2 protein-coding genes are annotated in these 20,439 nt (G+C 41.6%); both read left to right on the forward strand.

Annotated elements, in window-relative coordinates:
- Window positions 1-3 precede the first annotated feature (3 nt).
- Window positions 4-6,717 carry a non-ribosomal peptide synthetase gene (locus HWV02_RS07065; protein ID WP_211690005.1) on the forward strand — a complete coding sequence of 2,238 codons (6,714 nt, stop codon included), beginning with the start codon at window positions 4-6 and terminating at the stop codon, window positions 6,715-6,717.
- Window positions 6,714-20,399: a non-ribosomal peptide synthetase gene (locus tag HWV02_RS07070; RefSeq protein ID WP_211690006.1), complete on the forward strand. Its 13,686-nt coding sequence runs from the start codon at window positions 6,714-6,716 to the stop codon at window positions 20,397-20,399. Before HWV02_RS07065 ends, HWV02_RS07070 begins: the two co-directional genes overlap by 4 nt.
- Window positions 20,400-20,439: the final 40 nt, after the last annotated feature.

The following is a 20,439-nucleotide window of genomic DNA, read 5'->3' on the forward strand; positions in this document are numbered from 1 at the left end:
ATTATGAATCAGAATATAAATTCAATCAATATTGCAATGCGCTTGGCTAAATTGTCAAAAGAAAAAAAAGTGCAGTTTAGAGCCTTGTTAAAAGAAAAAAATATCGACAGTTGGCAATTACCTATTGTTGCTGCAGCAAGAGAAGATGAAATGGAAGTCTTGTCTAATGCTCAGCAGCGCCTGTGGTTTATAAACCATTATGAACAAGGGAGTTCTGCCTATAATTTGTTTACGTGTTTAGACATCAAAGGTGATATCGATACAGGTGCGCTAAAATTAGCACTTCGAGAAGTGCTTAACCGCCACACTATATTACGCAGTACATATCATGTTGTAGATGGTAAACCGATGCAACGAGCTGAAGTTGACTATGATCTACCATTTTGGGCTGAATCGGATGTGCCTAATTTAGAACAACGCAGTTTGGCCGTTGCTGATGCGGTATTTGATTTAGAAAACGAGCTACCTTTACGTATCTATCTATTATCAAATAAGTCAAAGCAGACCCGTTTGGTGTTTGTTGCACACCATATTGCTTTTGATGCTTGGTCTGAAGCTGTGCTTGTTAAAGAATTCTCTGAATGTTATGCCCGTTTTACATCTCAGGGAAGCGTTCAAGCACCGTCTGTACCTGAACTACAATATGCTGATTTTGCTCAATGGCAACAAGAGTGGCTTGAAAGTGACGCTGCAGAGTTACAATTAAAATATTGGGAAAAGCAGCTAATAGGAATGCCTGAGTGTATGCCTTTACCCCTTGATTTTCCTCGTCCTGATGTATTATCAAGAACCTATCAGGGGGCTGAAGTTCAACTTGATGTCCCTGACAGCGTATATCTTAAACTGCAGGGTATGGCGAAAGAGCAAGGCACTACGCTTTATTCAGTGATGCAAGCTGGCTTTTCATTACTATTAAATCAGCTGGGAGCAGGCCAAGATATATGCTTAGGTACGTCGGTAGCGAGCCGTCAGCGCCCTGAGCTGGAAAGCATGATTGGCTTTTTGGTTAACACGCTTGTTATTCGCCATCAGCTACAAGATAAGCAAAGTTTCAGACAGTTAATTGACCAAGTGTCAGAAACAACTCGGGAGGCGTTTGAGCATCAAGAGTTACCTTTCGATTTGGTTGTCGATAAATTAAATATTCCTCGAGGTAAAGCCTGGAGCCCATTGTTCCAAGTGCTTTTCGTTCATCGTAATGTGCCTCGCCAAGAGTTACAACTGGGTGAACTGGAATTAACTCAGGTACCGCACCAGAGCAACCGTGCTCGTTTTGATCTCACGTTACGCCTTACTGAAGATGATAATAAGTTGAGGTTAGATTTAGAATATAGCCGTGAACTATTCAACGACGATACGGTTGTTAACTTATTAAATCGATATTTACAGCTATTAAGTTCGTGTTTAAGTACGCCTGATACGCTGATCGATATAGATACGGCTTTAGCTGTAAAAAGTCCAGTTGCACAGTTAGTATCACATGATGCTACCGCTAATCTCGCGTTAACGACTGAACAAGAATCAAAAATGACGAATCAGTTGATGGCTCTATTCACTGATATGCTAGGACGTGAAGTTTCTGCGGATGACAGTTTCTTTGAGCTCGGTGGTGATTCAATCCTAAGCTTACAATTGGTAGCCAAAGCCAAAAAATTAGGCTTAACCTTGACGCCTAAATTATTGTTTAAGGGGCAAACACCGCAAGCGATAGCTGCTGTAATAATCGCCGGAACACCAACTAAAACAGTGCCGACTGTAACAGATATACCTTCGCAGTCACCGGCCTTACTTGCTGCATTTAAGCAGTTGCTTGGTAATCAAGCGTTAACTGAGAAGGACAGCTTTTTTGAGTATGGTGGTGACTCTATCCTTAGTCTGCAGTTAGTCGCGAAACTAAAAAAACAAGGGATTAAAGTTACGCCAAAGCAGGTTTTCGCACTACAGACGCCTTACCATATCGCACAAGCTCTCGCTGCTAAAGAGGGGCCGTCCGAGATTACAGGCAATGAGTTATTGAACGATAATATCAGTAGTTCATCTGAATATCCGATGGCGCCTATTCAGCATTGGTTTTTTGAACAACAGCTTAAGCATGCCGCTCATTGGAATCAATCGGTACTCTTGAGTCACGATAACGTGTTAGACGTTACTTGTTTTACTAAAGCCGTAGAACAAGTGTTAGCAACGCACCCGCAACTTGCGATGAATTTCACGCCGACTAAAAATAGTGAATATCAGCAGTTTATTGGCAATCATCAGGTTGAAGTTTGTTCACACACTATTCATAGTGAAGCATTGCAATCTCAATTATCAAGTCTGCAAGGTACGTTATCGTTTAGTGGAACGGCACCGATTCGAGTCGATTTATTTAAGTTAAGTGATCAACCACAAGGACGTATTTTATTTACGGCCCATCATTTGGTTATCGATGCTGTTTCTTGGCGTATATTGGTTACGCAAATTTGGCAAACTTACCAGTTATTGAGTCATGGACTTTCTACTGATGGCTCCTTAGAAACATACCAAACCACATCTTATCAAGCATGGGTCGATGATTTATTACATTGGCCTGAACATAAGATAAAGGCTGCACGTGATTATTGGTCGCCGATGGCAAACGAAGCTCAAGAAATTCAACAATCTTGGGTGTCATTGCCGATGTCTAACTTAGACAATGTCCAAACAATTGAAAATCATATCCGCGATGTTGATGTTATTGAAGTCAAATTACCTGCTTACTTGACTGAAAAATTGATTTCTCAGTCCTTGTCTGCTTACCAACTAAAAATTGATGAATTAATGCTAGCTGCCGTGACATTCGCAATGTCGCAATGGCGTGGTTCTAATACAATGTTGATTGAACTTGAAAGTCATGGACGTCATCATGATGACCTCGATTTATCACAAACGATAGGTTGGTTCACGAGTCGTTATCCAATGTTATTAGCATCAGTTGATAACTGTTCATCAGATTTACTGATGCGTCAGCATATTCTGTCTATTAAAGATCAATTACGCGCAGTGCCTGATTATGGGCAAGGTTTTGGTGTGCTGAAGTATCTACATAATGAAGTGACGAAGCTTGTTACACCTGCTTTAGTATTTAATTATCTTGGTCAAATTGATAAAGGCATGATGAGTCAAGGCGTTGGGCTCGCGCCTGAGCCAATTCCTAATCAACGCCACGGTGATAATACTCGACCACAATGGTTAGACTTAAATGTAATGATTACCGGCGGTGAACTAAGTATGCGCTGGAATTATAATACCTTGGTGAATACAAAAGATGAGATCGAGTTGTTGGCATTGACTGTCATCGATTACTTGTCAAAAATGATTGAACATTGTGAGCATACTGATAATGCAATATCAAAATCTGAAGTACCATTATTGACGTTAACTCAACCCGAACTTGATAGCTTAGTAGATTTAATACCAGCCCCCCAAGACACCATTAAGGATATATATCCTTTAACGCCGTTACAAAATGGCATGTTGTTCCACACATTGTCAGAACAAAGCTTAGGTATGTATGTAAACCAAAGTTTGGTTGAGCTAGATGGAGAACTTGATGTTACGGCATTAGAATCTGCTTGGCAGTGGGTAATCAATCAACATGATATGTTACGTACAGGTTTTATTTGGCAACAACTAGATGAACCTATTCAATATGTTGTTAAAGAGTCACAAGTTGATTGGCAAAATATTAATTACCTTGGAAAAATAGCAAGCGAAGCAGAAGCTGAATTGAAGATATTAGCCGAACAAGAGGTTGATACAGGCTTTGAGTTAAATAAAGCTGGTTTGATGCGTTTTAAATTAGTGAGATTAGCAGAAAATCATCACTGTCTAATTTGGACTCGACATCATTTAATTGTGGATGGTTGGTGTACTAATTTGGTTATAAGAGAAGTACAAGAAGCATACCTTGCTATATGTGCTAATCGTACCCCCGCTATTTCGAATCGCCCACCGTTCCGAAATTTTATTGAATGGTTAGATAATCGAGAACTTAAGGAGAGTGAAGCATATTGGCAGCACTGTCTGAATGGTTATGAAACGATGGCAAGATTGCCTAGACCCTTTAACAGTAATTCGGGTGTTTCTCAGCAAACTGAACATTTATCAATAGAACAGACAGCGTCGCTGAAGTTATTAGCCGCGAAAAATCGTTTAACATTGAATTCGCTTTGCCAAGCCGTATGGGCGTTAACACTGCAACGATATACAGGCAGCAATGATTTAGTCTTTGGTGTTACGAGTGCAGGTCGCCCCGATGATTTGGCTAATGCGAATGATATCGTCGGTGTGTTTATTACAAGTATTCCACTTAGAGCACAACTTTCTGGTGAACAGAACTGGGTTGATTTAGCGCTTCAGCTGCAAGAACAAATGGTTGAGAGTCGAGAGCATGAACATGTTTCTTTGTCGAATATTCAGCGTTTAACGGGTCATCAAGTGGACTTATTTGATAACTTGTTAGTATTTGAAAATTACCCAGCAGATAAACAACCAGTCGATCGTAGCCTCACATTAACTGTACGTGAAACGACAGAGCGGAATAATTACCCGCTGACTATGATTATTATTCCACACCAACGTCTTGATTTTAGAATCGTCAGTAATAATAGTCAGTTAGATTCAAGTATTGCGAGTGCGTTACTTGCTGACTTTATGACGTTATTAGCGGCATTAGCAAAAGGTGATACATCTGAAAAAACAGGTGACGCATTAAGTTGTAAGGGACTAGTTGATGAGCTAAATACTCATTCTGAGCAATCTCCAGCGTGGTTATTGAACCAAACTAAGTATGACTTTAGTCATCACCCCGATACGCTTTCTACATGGCTTGAGCAACAAGCTCAGCTGACACCAGATGCAATAGCGTTAGTTTTTCAGCCATCAGAAAGAGTGACTGATAGTCAGGGATATGAGCAAGAAATTGTATTAACTTATGCCCAATTACACGAAAAATCGGCTCAGTTAGCACATTACTTAATTAATGAACATGGCTGTAAATCAGAAGATAAAGTGGCTGTTTGCATGACGCGTTCACCACAAATGGTGATCAGTTTATTAGCTATTTTAAAAGCGGGTTGCGCTTATTTACCACTTGATCCCGAGCACCCATCGCAACGTTTAGCTTATATTGCGGAAGATTCGAATGCAAAAGTAGTATTAACGCTAGAAACATGCAGCAATACGTTATCAAGTGAGCTTCAAAAAACGGCAGTTATTGTGGATGCAGAATTGAAGATCTGTGCGAGCTACCCAACGACGGCACCTAAAGTTTGTATTTCACCAGAGCAGCTAGCGTATGTGTTGCATACATCTGGCTCAACGGGTCAGCCTAAAGGTGTTGCTATTCCTCATGCAGGTATTGTTAACCGTCTGGCTTGGATGCAGCAGCAATATACATTAACAGATCAAGATGTGGTGTTACAGAAGACACCTTATAGTTTTGATGTATCTGTTTGGGAGTTTTTCTGGCCGCTTATTACGGGCGCAAAACTGGTCGTTGCAGAACCGAATGCACATAAAGACAGTGCGCGCTTAGCTGCTATTATCCAGCAACATCAGGTCACAACTATTCACTTTGTCCCTGCGATGTTGCAAGCATTTCTTGACCACTCTACGGTGAGTGATTGTCGTTCGCTCAAACGAGTCATTTGCAGCGGTGAAGCTTTACCTTATCAACTACAGCAGCAATTTTTCCAAAGCTTTGATGCTCAGCTACATAATTTATATGGACCAACGGAGGCCTCTATTGATGTGACTTTTTGGGACTGTCGAAGTCAGGATATCCCAAATGTCGTTCCGATTGGTCACCCTATAGCCAATATGCAAACTTGGATCCTGGATAAGGCACTAAATACTGTCCCTGTTGGTGTCGAAGGAGAGCTTTATCTCGCAGGGGTTGGTTTGGCGCGAGGTTACTTAGGTCGTGATGACTTAACGGAAAAAGCATTTATTGCGAATCCGTTTGCCGTAGAAGGCGCTAATACGGATGCTCAATTTAGTCGTCTGTATCGCACTGGTGATATTGCGCGTTATCGACCTGATGGTGCAATTGAATATGTGGGACGAGCTGATTTCCAGGTGAAAATTAGAGGGTTACGGATTGAGCTAGGAGAGATTGAAGCCTGTATAGCTGAACATCCCGAAGTGAAAGAAGTTGTCGTGATTGCTCGTCGTAGCGGCGAGACTAATGATTATTTAGCCGCCTATGTTGTGGCAGAAGAGACATCTGAGGGACAGCTGAATGACTTGTTGATGTGGCAGGCATTCCTACTCACCAAACTGCCTGATTATATGATGCCGACGTTTGTGACTGTGTTAGCACAAATGCCCGTGACAAATAACGGCAAGATAGATCGTTCTGCATTACCTGAACCTAAATCATCTGGCCACGCTTTTGTGACACCAGCAACCTCGACAGAGCATAAAGTCGCTTTATTGTGGCAAGACTTGTTAGGTGTCGAAGCTGTTGGACGAACAGATAACTTCTTTGCGTTAGGAGGACATTCATTATTAATAACGCGTCTTGTTAATCAGATAAATAATATTTTTAGTTTAAATATTAGTTTAACGGATGTGTTAGCAATGACGGTGCTTGAACAGCAAGCAAGTTACATTGATATGCTGATTGCACAATCTCAACAACAGTCACAACCACAAATTGAATCTGAAGAGCAATGGGAGAGTTTTGAGCTATGAGTATTGCGGTTTATATTACAGAGTTATTTCAGCGCAATATTCGTATTAGCCTTGAAAATGGAAAGTTAAAAGTGGATGCCCCGAAAGGGGCTATAACGAGTGAGATTAAGCAAGAATTAATGAGCAAAAAACAGGCGCTTATTGATTATTGGCAAGAGCAGAAAAATATTAGCCAACTACCTGCGTTAACCGCTGTAGATCGTAGTGAACGTGATTTACCTATGTCATCAGCGCAGCAACGATTATGGTTTTTACAGCAGCTTGAACCAGAGAGTAGCCAATACAATGTAAATGCATTATTGGCATTAAAAGGTAACATGAATACGGTATTGTTACGCCAAGCCTTTGCTGATTTGGTTATTGAACATGAGATTTTTCATACTGCATTTGCAGAGAAAATGGGACGTGCTGATGTACAACTACTGTCGCCTAAATTAGTTGCAGATGCGGTAAATATTGATGAGATAAACTTGCAGCATTGTGATCAAAATATTGAACACAAAGATTATCAAGATGCCATTAAACAGGCGATGTCAGCACCGTTCAACTTGGCTGAACCGCCGTTATTTCGTTTAGTTCAATTGAAAATGAGCGATAGTTTGTCGCATTTGGTACTTAGCTTTCACCATATTGTTATTGATCATTGGTCGTTACAATTATTAACTAAACTACTATTACAAAGATATAAAACAGCACAAAAATGTCAGAATGACGTGGATAGTTTGGATTGTGATAAAGGCGTTACACAGCCAAAGACTGTATTGCAATATTTAGATTATGCACATTGGCATAATCAATTATTAGCAGGAGATCATTATCAAAAGTTAAAAGATTATTGGCTACAAACGTTAGGTACTGAGGACTATTGTTTAAGTTTGACGACTGATCATCCTAGAACGTTAGACACAGGTCATCAGGGTGCTAGGTATAGTATAACGTTGGAACATGAAACGTTTACCGCGTTAAAGGAAACGAGTCTTGCACTCGGTTGTACACCCAATACAATATTGTTAGCAGCATACCAGTGGTTATTGGCTCGTCACTCGGGAATGACAGATATTCGAGTAGCTTGTCCAGTAGCTGAGCGTGGTCATGCTGATCTTGAGCATATGCTTGGCTTATTTGTAAATACGATGGTTGTCCGTGCTGAGTTGTCTTCTGGGATGACGGCGAGTGCTTGGCTAGATGTTGTACATAAGTCGATATCAGGCGCGCAAAAACATGCTGCAATGCCATTCGAGAAACTTGTTGATGAACTCAGCGATTCCCGCGAAGGTGAGCACGAGCCACTTGTACAAACAATGTTTAATTATCTAGCGGTTGATGCAGCTGAGTCTGTCATTATTGATGGCATGCGTGTTACCGCATTGGCGATACCTGAATTTCAGGCAAAATTTGATTTATCATTATTCGTGGTTAATGATGGGCAGGGAATTAACCTATCATTCCAATATAAAACGCAATTATTTGAATCTAGCACTATTGCACGATTAGCTGAACAGTATATTTCAGGGCTTAAGTATCTATTGTCAGCGCAAGATAAACCGCTTGCAAACCATTCCGCACTTTCTGCTCAAGAGTGGCAACAGCAGCAGCAATGGAATGCCACTAACACCGCGTTCGATACACCTGCGACCTTGACCGACGCTTTGATTGCACAGCAAAAAGCAACACCAAGCAATATAGCATTACGCTACCAATCGCTTAGTTGGACCTACCAAGAACTCGGCGATAAAGTCAACCAGCTAGCAAATTGGCTGGTGGAGCAAGGTTGCCAACCAGAAGATAAAGTGGCGATATGCATGACCCGTTCACCGCAAATGGTGGTGAGTATTTTAGCTACAGTAACAGCGGGATGCGCATATTTACCGTTAGATCCAGAGCATCCTCAGCAACGAATTGATTATATTTTAGATCACGCGAAACCGAGTGTGATTTTGGCGATGCCTGAATTTAAACAAGGGTTATCCGAGTCAAACCAGTCTCATAATTTATGGGTGTTGGATGATTCATTTAGTTTGATTTCATCACAAAGCACAGCGTTTAAAGCGTCATCTAATGTCAGCAGCCAGCTTGCCTATGTGCTGTACACATCGGGTTCGACGGGACAACCGAAAGGTGTAGCTGTACCTCATAGTGGCGTGATGAATCGAATCGCGTGGATGCAGGCTGAATATGGCTTGTCTGCAGATGATATCGTGTTACAAAAAACCCCTTATAGTTTTGATGTATCAGTATGGGAATTCTTTTGGCCATTAATGACGGGGTCAACACTGGTTCTAGCGGGTGCTGGTGAGCATAAAGACAGTCAACGACTGATTGAGTTAATCAATGAATACAAAGTGACCACGCTGCATTTTGTGCCTGCGATGTTACAGGTTTTCTTAGATAACCCAGATGCGAATAGCTGTGTATCTTTATCGCGTATATTCTGTAGTGGTGAGGCTTTACCCTATCAATTACAGCAGCAATGTCTATCTAGTTTAACGGCTGAATTACATAATCTGTATGGTCCAACGGAAGCCTCTATTGATGTGACTTATTGGGATTGCCGCAAGCAACATATTAAAGATGTGGTCCCTATTGGCTTTCCTATCGCAAACATTCAAACTTGGATCTTAGATAGTGAATTGAATCCTGTACCCGTCGGGGTTAGTGGTGAGTTATACCTTGCTGGTATTGGTTTGGCTAGAGGATACTTGAATCGTCCAGACCTTACCGCAGAAGCCTTTATTCCTAATCCGTTCGCTGAGTCTGGCGCTATTGGCGATGCCCAATATAGTCGCTTGTACCGTACTGGTGATGTAGCTCGTTATCGTCACGATGGCAGTATTGAATATGTAGGGCGTGCCGATTTTCAAGTGAAGATTCGTGGATTACGTATTGAGTTAGGTGAAATTGAAGCGCGTATAGCAGAGTTAGATGCGGTTAAAGAAGTTGTTGTTATGGCACGTAAAGAGGAGCAAACTTCAGCATACTTGGCTGCTTATGTTGTTGCATCTGACCGTAAATCATTACCGGAACTTGATGAGTGGCAAACGCTGCTCTCAGCATCGCTGCCTGAATATATGATCCCAACAGTGTTTGTCGCTTTGGACGAAATGCCGTTAAGTCAAAATGGTAAAGTGGATCGTAAAGCACTTCCACAACCTGATTTAGCTGCGCTAAATAGCAGTGATTATATTGCACCTACTTCTAGCAACGAAAGTATTTTAGTCGATATTTGGCAGTCTCTATTAAATATCAAGCAGGTTGGGGTTAATGATAACTTTTTCGCCATTGGTGGTGATTCCATTATTAGCTTGCAGGTTGTTGCTCGTGCGCGTGAAGCAGGGTTAACACTGCAACCAAAAGACATTTTCCGTCACCAAACGGTCAAAGCATTGTCCGCGGTAGCAACACAAGAAGCTCAAGTCAGTTATAACCAAGATGATGTTTATGGCGATATCCCGTTAACGGCGATACAAGATTGGTATTTAGCGCAACCTTTACATAATCCTAACCAGTTTAACCAAGCGATTTTATTGGCAAGTAATAATGACATAGTGCCAGAATATCTACAGCAGGCGCTAACACGTCTTGTATTATCTCATCCTATGCTGGCGGCTCGATTTATAGAGTCTAAAAATAAGCAAGGACAAGCTTGGACACAAAATACGTCTATTGATGACGAAATGACGATAGCATTCAATGTTATTGATTTTTCTGATTGTAGTGCGGTACAAAAACAGGCTGAAATAACCAAATTATGTCAACGTGAGCAGACGCAGCTACAGCTACAAACAGGTGCGGTTTTCCGTGCCTCATTACTACGTTTTGGATCATTGCAAGATGGACGTACGGATTATCGCTTACTGCTTGTTGCCCACCACTTGGTTATCGATGGTGTATCATGGCGGATCATATTAGATCAACTCAGCCATGATTATCAGCGTCTAGAACGCGGCGGAAAATTGGCCGATGTCGTCTATCAAACCACACCCTTTAAACGTTGGGCTGAACAAGGACTGCTGCAATCGATAGATGCTGAAGGCGTGGCACTTTGGCATGCATGGGTGAGCAATAAAATGAATAGACAAGCGATTAAGTCACAGTTACCGCTTGATCGTATTGTTAACAGTTTCCAACCTGGAGAGCAGGCTAATCAGCGATTTAGTTTAAGTCTAGCGCATTCTGAACGCTTGCTACGTGAGGCTGGAAAACCTCTTCGCGCTCGTATTGATGAATTATGTTTAGCTGCGCTGTCTAAAACATTAACTGAGTGGACCACAAATCCCAATCATTTGATCAACCTAGAAGGTCATGGTCGCGATCTATTAGATATGGATGTGAGCCAAACCGTTGGTTGGTTTACGCGTTTATATCCAGCAGTACTTAGCGCTGAATCAAATAACTGGCGAGAGCAGATATTACAAACTCGTCGTCAACTCAGTGCGTTACCGGAGCAGATCGTACCTTTTAGTGTAGCGCAGCCTTTGCTTACTACACAGGTTAAACCACAAATCGTATTTAATTATTTAGGTCAGCTTGATACTCAGCAAGGCTTTATGCAGAAAGCGCCTGAACAATTATCTGAATTTAGAGACCTAGCTAACCCATTAGCCTGGCTATTAGAAGTAAATGTCTTTATGCAAGAAGGGTTGTTAAAGGTTAATCTGCAATATTCACAACAGGCCTTTTTACCTGAAACGATTGAATATTTAGCCCAAGCATACCAAAGCCATTTAGAACATATGCTTAATGAGATCTGTGGGGGGAATCAAGCTAGTAATAACCTTCAATGTTTACCGGGTGCGATTGCGGCTGATTTTCCACTTGCCAACATCAGTGATATCCAAGCTCAAACGCTTGTTGAGAAATATAGCAACCAAGTTGTGGAAGATCTCTACCCGTTGACACCGGTGCAACAAGGCATGTTATTCCATTGTTTAGATCACAGTGATGCTTACATTAGCCAAAGTATCGTTAAATGCGAAGGTGAGTTAAATACATCGGTCTTTGCTCAAGCGTGGCAGGCTGTTGTAGATAATCACCCCGCATTACGCACCGAATTGGTTATCGATGGTGTTGATGAACCGCATCAAATTGTACTAAAACAGGCTAATTTATCTGTTGTTGAATACGATTGGCAGGGGCTTTCTGTTGAGCGTAAAGCCGAAGCCCTTGCTGAATTACGAGATACAGAACTAGCAGCTATCGAGTTGGATATTGCGCCATTAATGCGAGTTGCTTTAATTTGTCATGGTAAAGGTGACTTCCAATTGGTCTGGACTATTCACCATTTGATTATGGATGGCTGGTGTTTGAATTTATTGGTCAGTGAAGTCATGCAAGGGTATGCTTTATTATCTAATAAAAAGTCGAATCAAGAGCCGAATTCAGAATCTAACCCTTTGCGAAAAATTGAATCTGCGGTGCCGTTTAGCGACTTTATGCTTTGGTTACAGAATAGAGATGAAGCTGCTGCCGAGGATTATTGGCGTCAGCAATTAGCCGGTTTTGAACAACCTAATAGTTTACCAGCAGCATATGTACAAGCTGTTTCTAACACCTGTCTACCAGAGGAATGTTATAGCATTTCACATCATATGATTGGTGAAGATAAATCTCGCCAGCTAGATGCGCTTTGCCAAAATCATGCGCTGACCTTAAATACGATGATTCAGGGATTATGGGGACTGGTTTTGTCCCGTTATATGGGGAGCCTTGATATTGTTTATGGTGTTACTACCTCTGGTCGCCCCGCAGATTTACCGGGTTCAGATAAAATACTGGGTGTATTTATTAATACATTACCTCTGCGCCTAAAGCTAGACACAGAGAAAAAATTAGGTGATTGGTTAACTGATATCCAGACTGAAAATCTCACAATGAGGGACTTTGAACAGACGCCTTTGGCTAAAATTCATCGGGTGACGTCAGTGCCTCAAGAAATGAGCTTATTTGAAAGTTTGTTAGTGTTTGAAAACTTACCAGCAAGTGATAATAAACCTCAAGATGGTTTGTCTTTAGCATTGGAAGAGCATCATGTACGTAATAACTTCCCACTGACCTTACGTGTAGTGCCAAAAAGAGCGTTACAATTTGATCTATTGATTGATAGAGAAAGGGTCGATTTAGCGCTTGCAACGCAAATGGTTACTTCGTTAATACAACTCATTGACATTGTACTGACGGAGAAGAATGCGCTTGATAAATCGTTAAATGCACACTTAACAGGTTTAGTTTCTGGTTTAACCGTGGTCAACTTACCTGATGCTCCGGTAGGGACCTTATTAGAACGGATCAGATTTCAGCCTGCAGAGATCCCTGCGTTGTTATTTAGTCAAGATGATAGTCTGTTGAGCATGAGTTACCAACAACTGACTGTTCAGGCCGGATTACTTGCATCTAAGTTACCGGAACTCAGCCATAAAGAGTCTGTTATTGCAATATGCTTACCACGTCAACAAGAACAAATTATTGCTATGTTGGCGGCGTGGTGGAAAGGGGCTGCATGGTTATGCATTGATGCTGAGCTACCTGTCGAGCGTATTAAATACATGCTTGAAGATGCGGGGGTTGATTATGTACTTGGTATTGAACAGCCTGAATATTGGCAACAACTATCGACGCCTTGGTTCGATGTTTCATCTGCAGCCTTGATTCAAACCACGGACGCTGTGGGCAGTATAATCCCTGCCACCCTATTGAATATGTCTGATACTGCGTATGTCATTTATACTTCGGGTTCAACGGGGCAGCCTAAAGGCGTAGCGGTAAGCCATGGTAATGCGCTTAGTTATATTGATGCATTTTTCGCAAGAATTCATATTGCAAGTGATGCCAGTATGACGACGCTCGCTACCGTCTCTGCTGATTTAGGGCTTACTTCTGTACTTGGTGCATTAGCAACAGGTCGATCCTTAATGCTGATACCCGCTGAGTTGAATTTCAATCCACCTGAACTGGCTGAATATTTGGCTCGTTATCCTGTGGATGTATTGAAAATTGTACCTTCCCATCTAAAAGCAATGTTAGCCGTAGATGAACCAGAGCGGCTATTACCGCGTCAGTGTCTTATTTCTGGTGGTGAATCTTTGACTGAAGAGCTGGTAGCATGGTTATCCAATCAAGCACCTAAGATGACGATTGTTAATCATTATGGACCGACAGAAGCGACGATTGGCTGTATAGCTAAAGTTATCAAGAATGAAGAGCCTGTATTACTCGGTAAACCATTAAGTAATAGCACTGCAATGGTTGTTGATGGTCATGGCATTCCCGTTGCGCAAGGTGTGGCTGGTGAATTATGGCTTGCAGGACATGGTATTACGAAAGGCTACTTGAATAAACCTGAGCAGACGGCGATTAGTTTTGTCAATATTCCGCTTATGCCTGAGCTAGGTCAAGAAGGTGAAGAGGTTGGTTCTATACGTGTTTATAAAACCGGTGACAAGGTTTACCAAACACAAGAAGGTGAACTTGTTTACCTAGGTCGAATGGATGATCAGGTTAAGATCCGAGGTTATCGAGTTGAATTAAATGAGGTTTCAGCGCAACTTTTAGGCATTGATATGTTAGTGGATGCAATTGCGGTCGTTGTTCCGGGTCCGTCAGGAAACCGACTGGCAGCCTGTATTGTTCTGAATGACGTGATGAAGGGAGGACTTAGTGATAGTGGGTTACTAGACAAAGTTAAGCTTCTGTTATCAAACATGTTACCTGATTACATGGTGCCTACTCTGTGGCACGTTGCTAAATCGCTACCCTTAAATCGTAATGGTAAAGTTGATCGTCAACAAGTGATAGCGCTGCTTAATACGCCTGTTAAGGCTGACCTTAGTCAAGTCAAAGCCGTTGTTGAAGAGTCGAAATCAACAAGCGATATTATGACTGATATTTGGCAAGGATTATTAGGTTGTGAAGTAGCATTAAACGACAACTTATTTAGCTTAGGCGCAGATTCAATAGTCTGTTTACAATTTATCGCTAAAGCGCGTAAACATCAGTTTAAATTTACACCGAAGCAAATATTTAACGCGCCTACGGTCAGTGAGTTAAGTCTATTGGCTGAAAAAATGATGACGAAAGTTGTGGTCGAATCAAAAGAAAGCATCACAGTGGACATACCTATTAAGGCTGGAATTAACCAAGTCAAAAAGGTTGTTGAAGACGCGAAATCAACAAGCGATATTATGACTGATATTTGGCAAGGCTTATTAGGTTGTGAAGTAGCATTAAACGACAATTTATTCAGCTTAGGCGCAGATTCAATAGTCTGTTTACAATTTATCGCTAAAGCGCGTAAACATCAGTTTAAATTTACACCGAAGCAAATATTTAACGCGCCTACGGTCAGTGAGTTAAGTCTATTAGCTGAAAAAATGATGACGAAAGTTGTGGTCGAATCAAAAGAAAGCATCACTGTTGATAGCGTTGTTCCTGTCCATGTTTCTTTACCTATAAAGTCTGATTTATTACCTATCCAGCATTGGTTCTTTGAAGTTGAACAACCTGTTATGCATCACTGGAATCAAGCGGTGATGTTAAAATTACCGGAACAAGTTGACCATAGCGCAATGGCTCAGGCAATTGACGCAATAGTGACGAAGCATCCAGCTTTAGCTGCAAGGTTTACTTTTGATGAGGAGCATCGTCAGTATCGCCAGTTAGATAGTGGTGAAACCGCAGGTATTTATGCCGCTTTTGATAGTCAGAAATTAGCTAATATTGATAGTTTGGTACAGGCATGTCAGCAAAGTTTAAACTTAACATCTGGCCCATTATTTAAAGTTGTCACGTTCAACTTACAAGATGGTAGGGCGCGATTATTACTGATTGCTCATCACCTTGTCGTTGATGGTGTATCTTGGCGTATTATTGGTCATGATCTGCAGCGAGCCTATCAAGCTTACCTCTGTGGTGAGTTTATAGAACTTGGTTCAGAGTATATGTCGATGGCAGAGTGGCAACGAAGCTTAAGCCATTACCCTAAAGATAAATTAGATCTGGCTAGACAGTTCTGGCTTCCTATGGCGGCTCGTTCTTTGGATGGCATACTTATTCCAGGAGCACAAAACGGTACGATTGCTGAGTCAGAAAAAATAGAGCAGATCTTTAGTACTTCGTTAACTCAGTCACTCATCGAGATGGGTATTATTGAACAACGTTCTGGCTGCGAAGTTGCGATGCTTACGGCGTTATCAACAACGTTATGCGAGGTGTTTAATAAAGATAAGGTAATGATTGAATTAGAAGGACATGGCCGCTATCCATGGCTTGAAGAGCAAGACCTTAGCGAATCGGTTGGGTGGTTTACAACGCGCTATCCGGTTTCATTTAATGCTGAATCTTGTTCGTTATCAGCTGTCGGTAAATCGTTATCTCAAGTGCCAGATCAAGGTCTTGGTTATGGTGTACTACGTTATTTACAACAAGAGTTCGCTTTTGAACATCCACAATTGGTATTTAATTTCCTTGGGCAAGTGGGAACAAATAGTAGTGAATGGCAACTTGTTAGTAATGGCTCTGGTCAGTCTCGCCATCTATCAAGTATTCGTCGTCAGCTCATTGATGTAACTGCGCAAATTAGAGATGGCCAGTTGCAAATATCATGGCAATTCCCTAGTGTGCTTAACAACAAATTAGTTGGGTTAGTTAAGTTATTTGAGGAGAAACTCAGTAACCTTATAGCACCGACATTAAACCAACATTATGCGTTAACACCAATGCAGCAGGGCATGTTCTTACATAGCTCATCGTCGTTAGAATCTTTGTATTTTAATCAAACCGTCGTAGAACTGAATGGCGAATTAGATACTCCGGCATTCATTCAAGCATGGCTGCAAACTGTCAATGCTGAACAAGCGCTAAAAGCGGCCTTTGAGGAAACCAGTAATGGAGAACCAGTACAGTGGTTTGCTAAGGACGCAGAATTACCCGTCCATCGTTATAATTGGCTCGGTTTAGATAAAAGGGAACAGCAACAGCGTCTTGATGATCTGTGTATAGAAGATCGCGCGCAAGGCTTTAATTTAGCTCAGCCACCATTAATGAGATTGCACTTGATTCATATAGCCGAGGGACAGTATTGGTTGATTTGGAGCCGTCATCATTTAATCGTCGATGCTTGGTGTTCTTCATTAGTGATTAAAGATGTACTTCATCGTTATTTGAATTTAACTGGGAAAGTACTTTCAACGCCGCAGGTACGCCCGCAATTTGAGCAATACCTTAATTGGTTAGCGCGTCAAGATATGACACAAAGTCACCAGTTTTGGCGTGACCAATTAGCCGATTTTAATACACCGTTAGTATTAGCTAAAGGCAATCAAGATGATGGTTTTTATCTTGATGATTATAAGTTGTCAGCGTCATTAACCCAAAATATCAAAGGTATGTCCAAGCGAGAAGGAGTAACGCTGAATGCGGTTATCCAATCGGCTTGGGCATTAACGTTGGCACGGCATAGTGGTAAGCATGATGTTGTTTTTGGAATGACGTCATCGGGTCGACCTGCAGATCTTGAGCAGGCTCAGCAGATCATTGGTATTTTTATTAATACGCTACCTGTTCGAGTTAACCTTATTGAGACAATGACAGTGCCACAGCTACTGAAAAATACTCATCAACAAGGTGCAGAATTACGAGAGCATGAATATACGCCATTGGTTGATATTCATGCTCAAAGTGAGTTGAGTGCAGGGCAAAGCTTGTTTGATACGTTATTGGTATTCGAAAATGAAGCTATGTCTGAATCATCTGAAATATCACAGCACTTATCTGTGCGCCCTTTAAGTGGATATGAGCGTAATAGCATTCCGCTAACGATTACCATTATGCCTCATCAGCAGTTGGTGTTCAGAGTCGGTTGTAATGGAGACAAACTTTCTTATATTGCGTCTAAGCATATGTTGGCGAGTTTAGAGTCTATTTTGACCCAGATAGTTGAAGCAGAGTCTCAACCATTAGGCCTATTATTAGGTGCTGAGGGTGCTGAGGGTGCTGAGGGTGCTAGCGCTAGCAATGAATTTGTGGGTAAAAGTAAAAAGCACTGGGCAGATAATTGGTGTCTTGAAAAGCAGGTACTCAATGTTGCGAAATATTCGCCTGATGCTATAGCTATATGTGATCAAGATTGTGAACTTACTTATACGCAGTTGATAAGCAGAGCGACTCATCTTGCCCAGGCGCTTAGTGAACGGGGTATTGGGGTGAATAGTTCAGTTGCAATTTGCCAGCAACGAAATACCGAACTTCTCGTTTTATTATTAGCTGTTTTGTGGTCTGGCGCGGCCTATATCCCTCTCGATCCTAATCAACCAAGTGCAAGATTAGCATTGATTTTAGCGCAAGCAGAACCGGATATCATTTTAGTCGATGAGCAAGCTATCGAACTATCAACGGGGAGTGTACAGACGACGTTAGCCTCTTTATTACAACATTGTACGAAGGATGAATCATGGTTGGATGCACAACCATTACCGCACCCTGAACAATTGGCATACACGATTTTCACGTCGGGTTCGACAGGCATTCCAAAAGGCGTGCAAATTTCACGACGCGCGTTTGCTAATTTCCTACAGAGTATGATGGAAATTACAGGGCTTAGTGCTAAAGATAAGCTACTTGCTGTCACGACTTTAGGCTTTGATATTGCTGGGTTAGAGATGTTTTTACCTTTGCTTGTTGGTGGTCAAGTTGTGATGGCAAGTTATGATGCTTCACGTGATGGTCAGCAACTGGCAGAACTGATTAAACAACAAAGCATCACTGTTATGCAGGCAACACCGATAACGTGGCAAATGTTAACAGAACAAGCGTCTTTAAATTGGTCAAACCTTACAGTTCTCACTGGTGGTGAGGCGCTACAGCCATCATTAGCGCAGAGTCTTGTGGCAAAGGGGGCAAGGTTACTTAATGTTTATGGTCCAACAGAAACGACTGTTTGGTCATCAGCTGTTGCGTTAAATAAGCAAAGTGCTGCACAACCACATTTAGGCTCGCCAATTGCAAATACTGATTTCTATGTATTGGATGACTGGCTCAACCCCGTTGCTAACGGTGTTGAAGGCGAGTTGTTTATTGGAGGCGAAGGTCTAGCTCGGGGTTATACTAACCAACCTAGTTTAACTGCAGAGGTGTTCATGCCCGATCCGTTTAGTGCTATTGCTGGAGCAAGAATGTATCAAACAGGAGACGTGGTATGCATAAATAACCAAGGTCATATGGAGTTTATTGGCCGAAAAGATTTCCAGATGAAATTGCGTGGTTATCGAATTGAAGCAGGGGAGATTGAGGCTATTTTAAGCGCGTATCCAGGCGTGAAGGATGCCGCCATTCAACTTTGTTATGTCGACACGCCACATGCTTGTTTAGTGGGCTATGTGACTGCGATTCAAAGTGCTCATCTTGATATTGGTTCGTTAATGGCTCAACTCAAAGACACGCTACCATCTTATATGGTTCCGCAGTCCATTGTCGTATTAGAGGCAATGCCATTAAATGCGAATAATAAAATAGATCGTAAAGCCTTACCAAATCCAGATCAAAGTACCAAGGTCGGATTACCGCCGAGTTCTGAAATAGAGCTTTGGTTATCCAGCACATGGGGTAGCTTATTAGGGGGGATATCGATTTTTGCTGATGATGACTTCTTTGCTTTAGGCGGGAACTCATTACTTGCTGGGCGGATGATCGCATTATTAAAACAGCAGAAAAATATAAACCTGAATTTAACGCTGTTATTTCGCTATCCAGTGCTACGTGATCTTGCTGCCGCTATTATGCAGGTTGATAAATCAGAACTTATTTCAGCCTCTTCTTTAGTTGTAGCACTTAAACAAGGTGTTAATGAAAATAGCCTACAACAACCGGCATTATTCATATTTCATCCAGCGGGAGGCCACGTTCAGGCTTATGCGGAACTCGCTGCGTCATTACCGCCTGAAAATACAGTATATGGTATTCAGTCACCTCAGTTACTGGATTTATCTTTAGTGCCAGATAGTATTGATGAGTTTGCCAAGTTGTATGTAAAAGCGTTGCAATCTGTTCAACCTGAAGGACCCTACCGTCTATTAGGCTGGTCTTTTGGAGGATGGTTGGCTATTGCTGTGACTAACCTACTTGAAGCATCTGGTCAAACTGTTGAGTGGTTAGGTATTGTGGACGCGCGTGCTGATTCGCATCGTGCTAATGCGTATCGAACCAAACTTCGCTTACCTGATTTTCCAATAGTAGGAAAGTACATCGCTTGTTTAGATCATAATACTCGTGAGTTATTACTAGATAAACATCAATTAGAATTAAGTCGACTGGAGGTTCAATTACAGCAAGTGAAAACGAATGAGATGGATAATATTGCATTTGACTATTTCAATGATTTATTAGCTATTCATAAGCCGTTGATGAACCTAGAACCGGGGACTCGTGAAATGGGCGACACGCAGAAAAAATTGTTTATGAGATGCCTTTTGTTAATGCAAAGTCATAAATTACAGCCTGTTTCTGTGCCAATCAATATATGGTGGGCAACGGATACTTTAACCGATAGAGAGCATCAGTTAGGTGCAAAAGAGAATGAGTGGCAAGATTATGGTTCAGCATCGATATCTATATTGAGTGGTGACCATCAAAGTATTATTCGTGACCCTTTATTAACTAATGAGATTGCTAATTCGTTAGACGTTATTTCGTAATATTACTGAGGTAAAGCGCAGAATTAATATTCTGCGCTAT

Source organism: Moritella sp. 28 (assembly GCF_018219435.1).
Lineage (GTDB): Bacteria > Pseudomonadota > Gammaproteobacteria > Enterobacterales > Moritellaceae > Moritella.

Excerpts from the sequence above, each read along its gene's own strand:
- HWV02_RS07065 (WP_211690005.1), top strand. The coding sequence starts at position 4 with ATGAATCAGAATATAAATTCAATCAATATTGCAATGCGCTTGGCTAAA.
- HWV02_RS07070 (WP_211690006.1), top strand. The coding sequence starts at position 6,714 with ATGAGTATTGCGGTTTATATTACAGAGTTATTTCAGCGCAATATTCGT.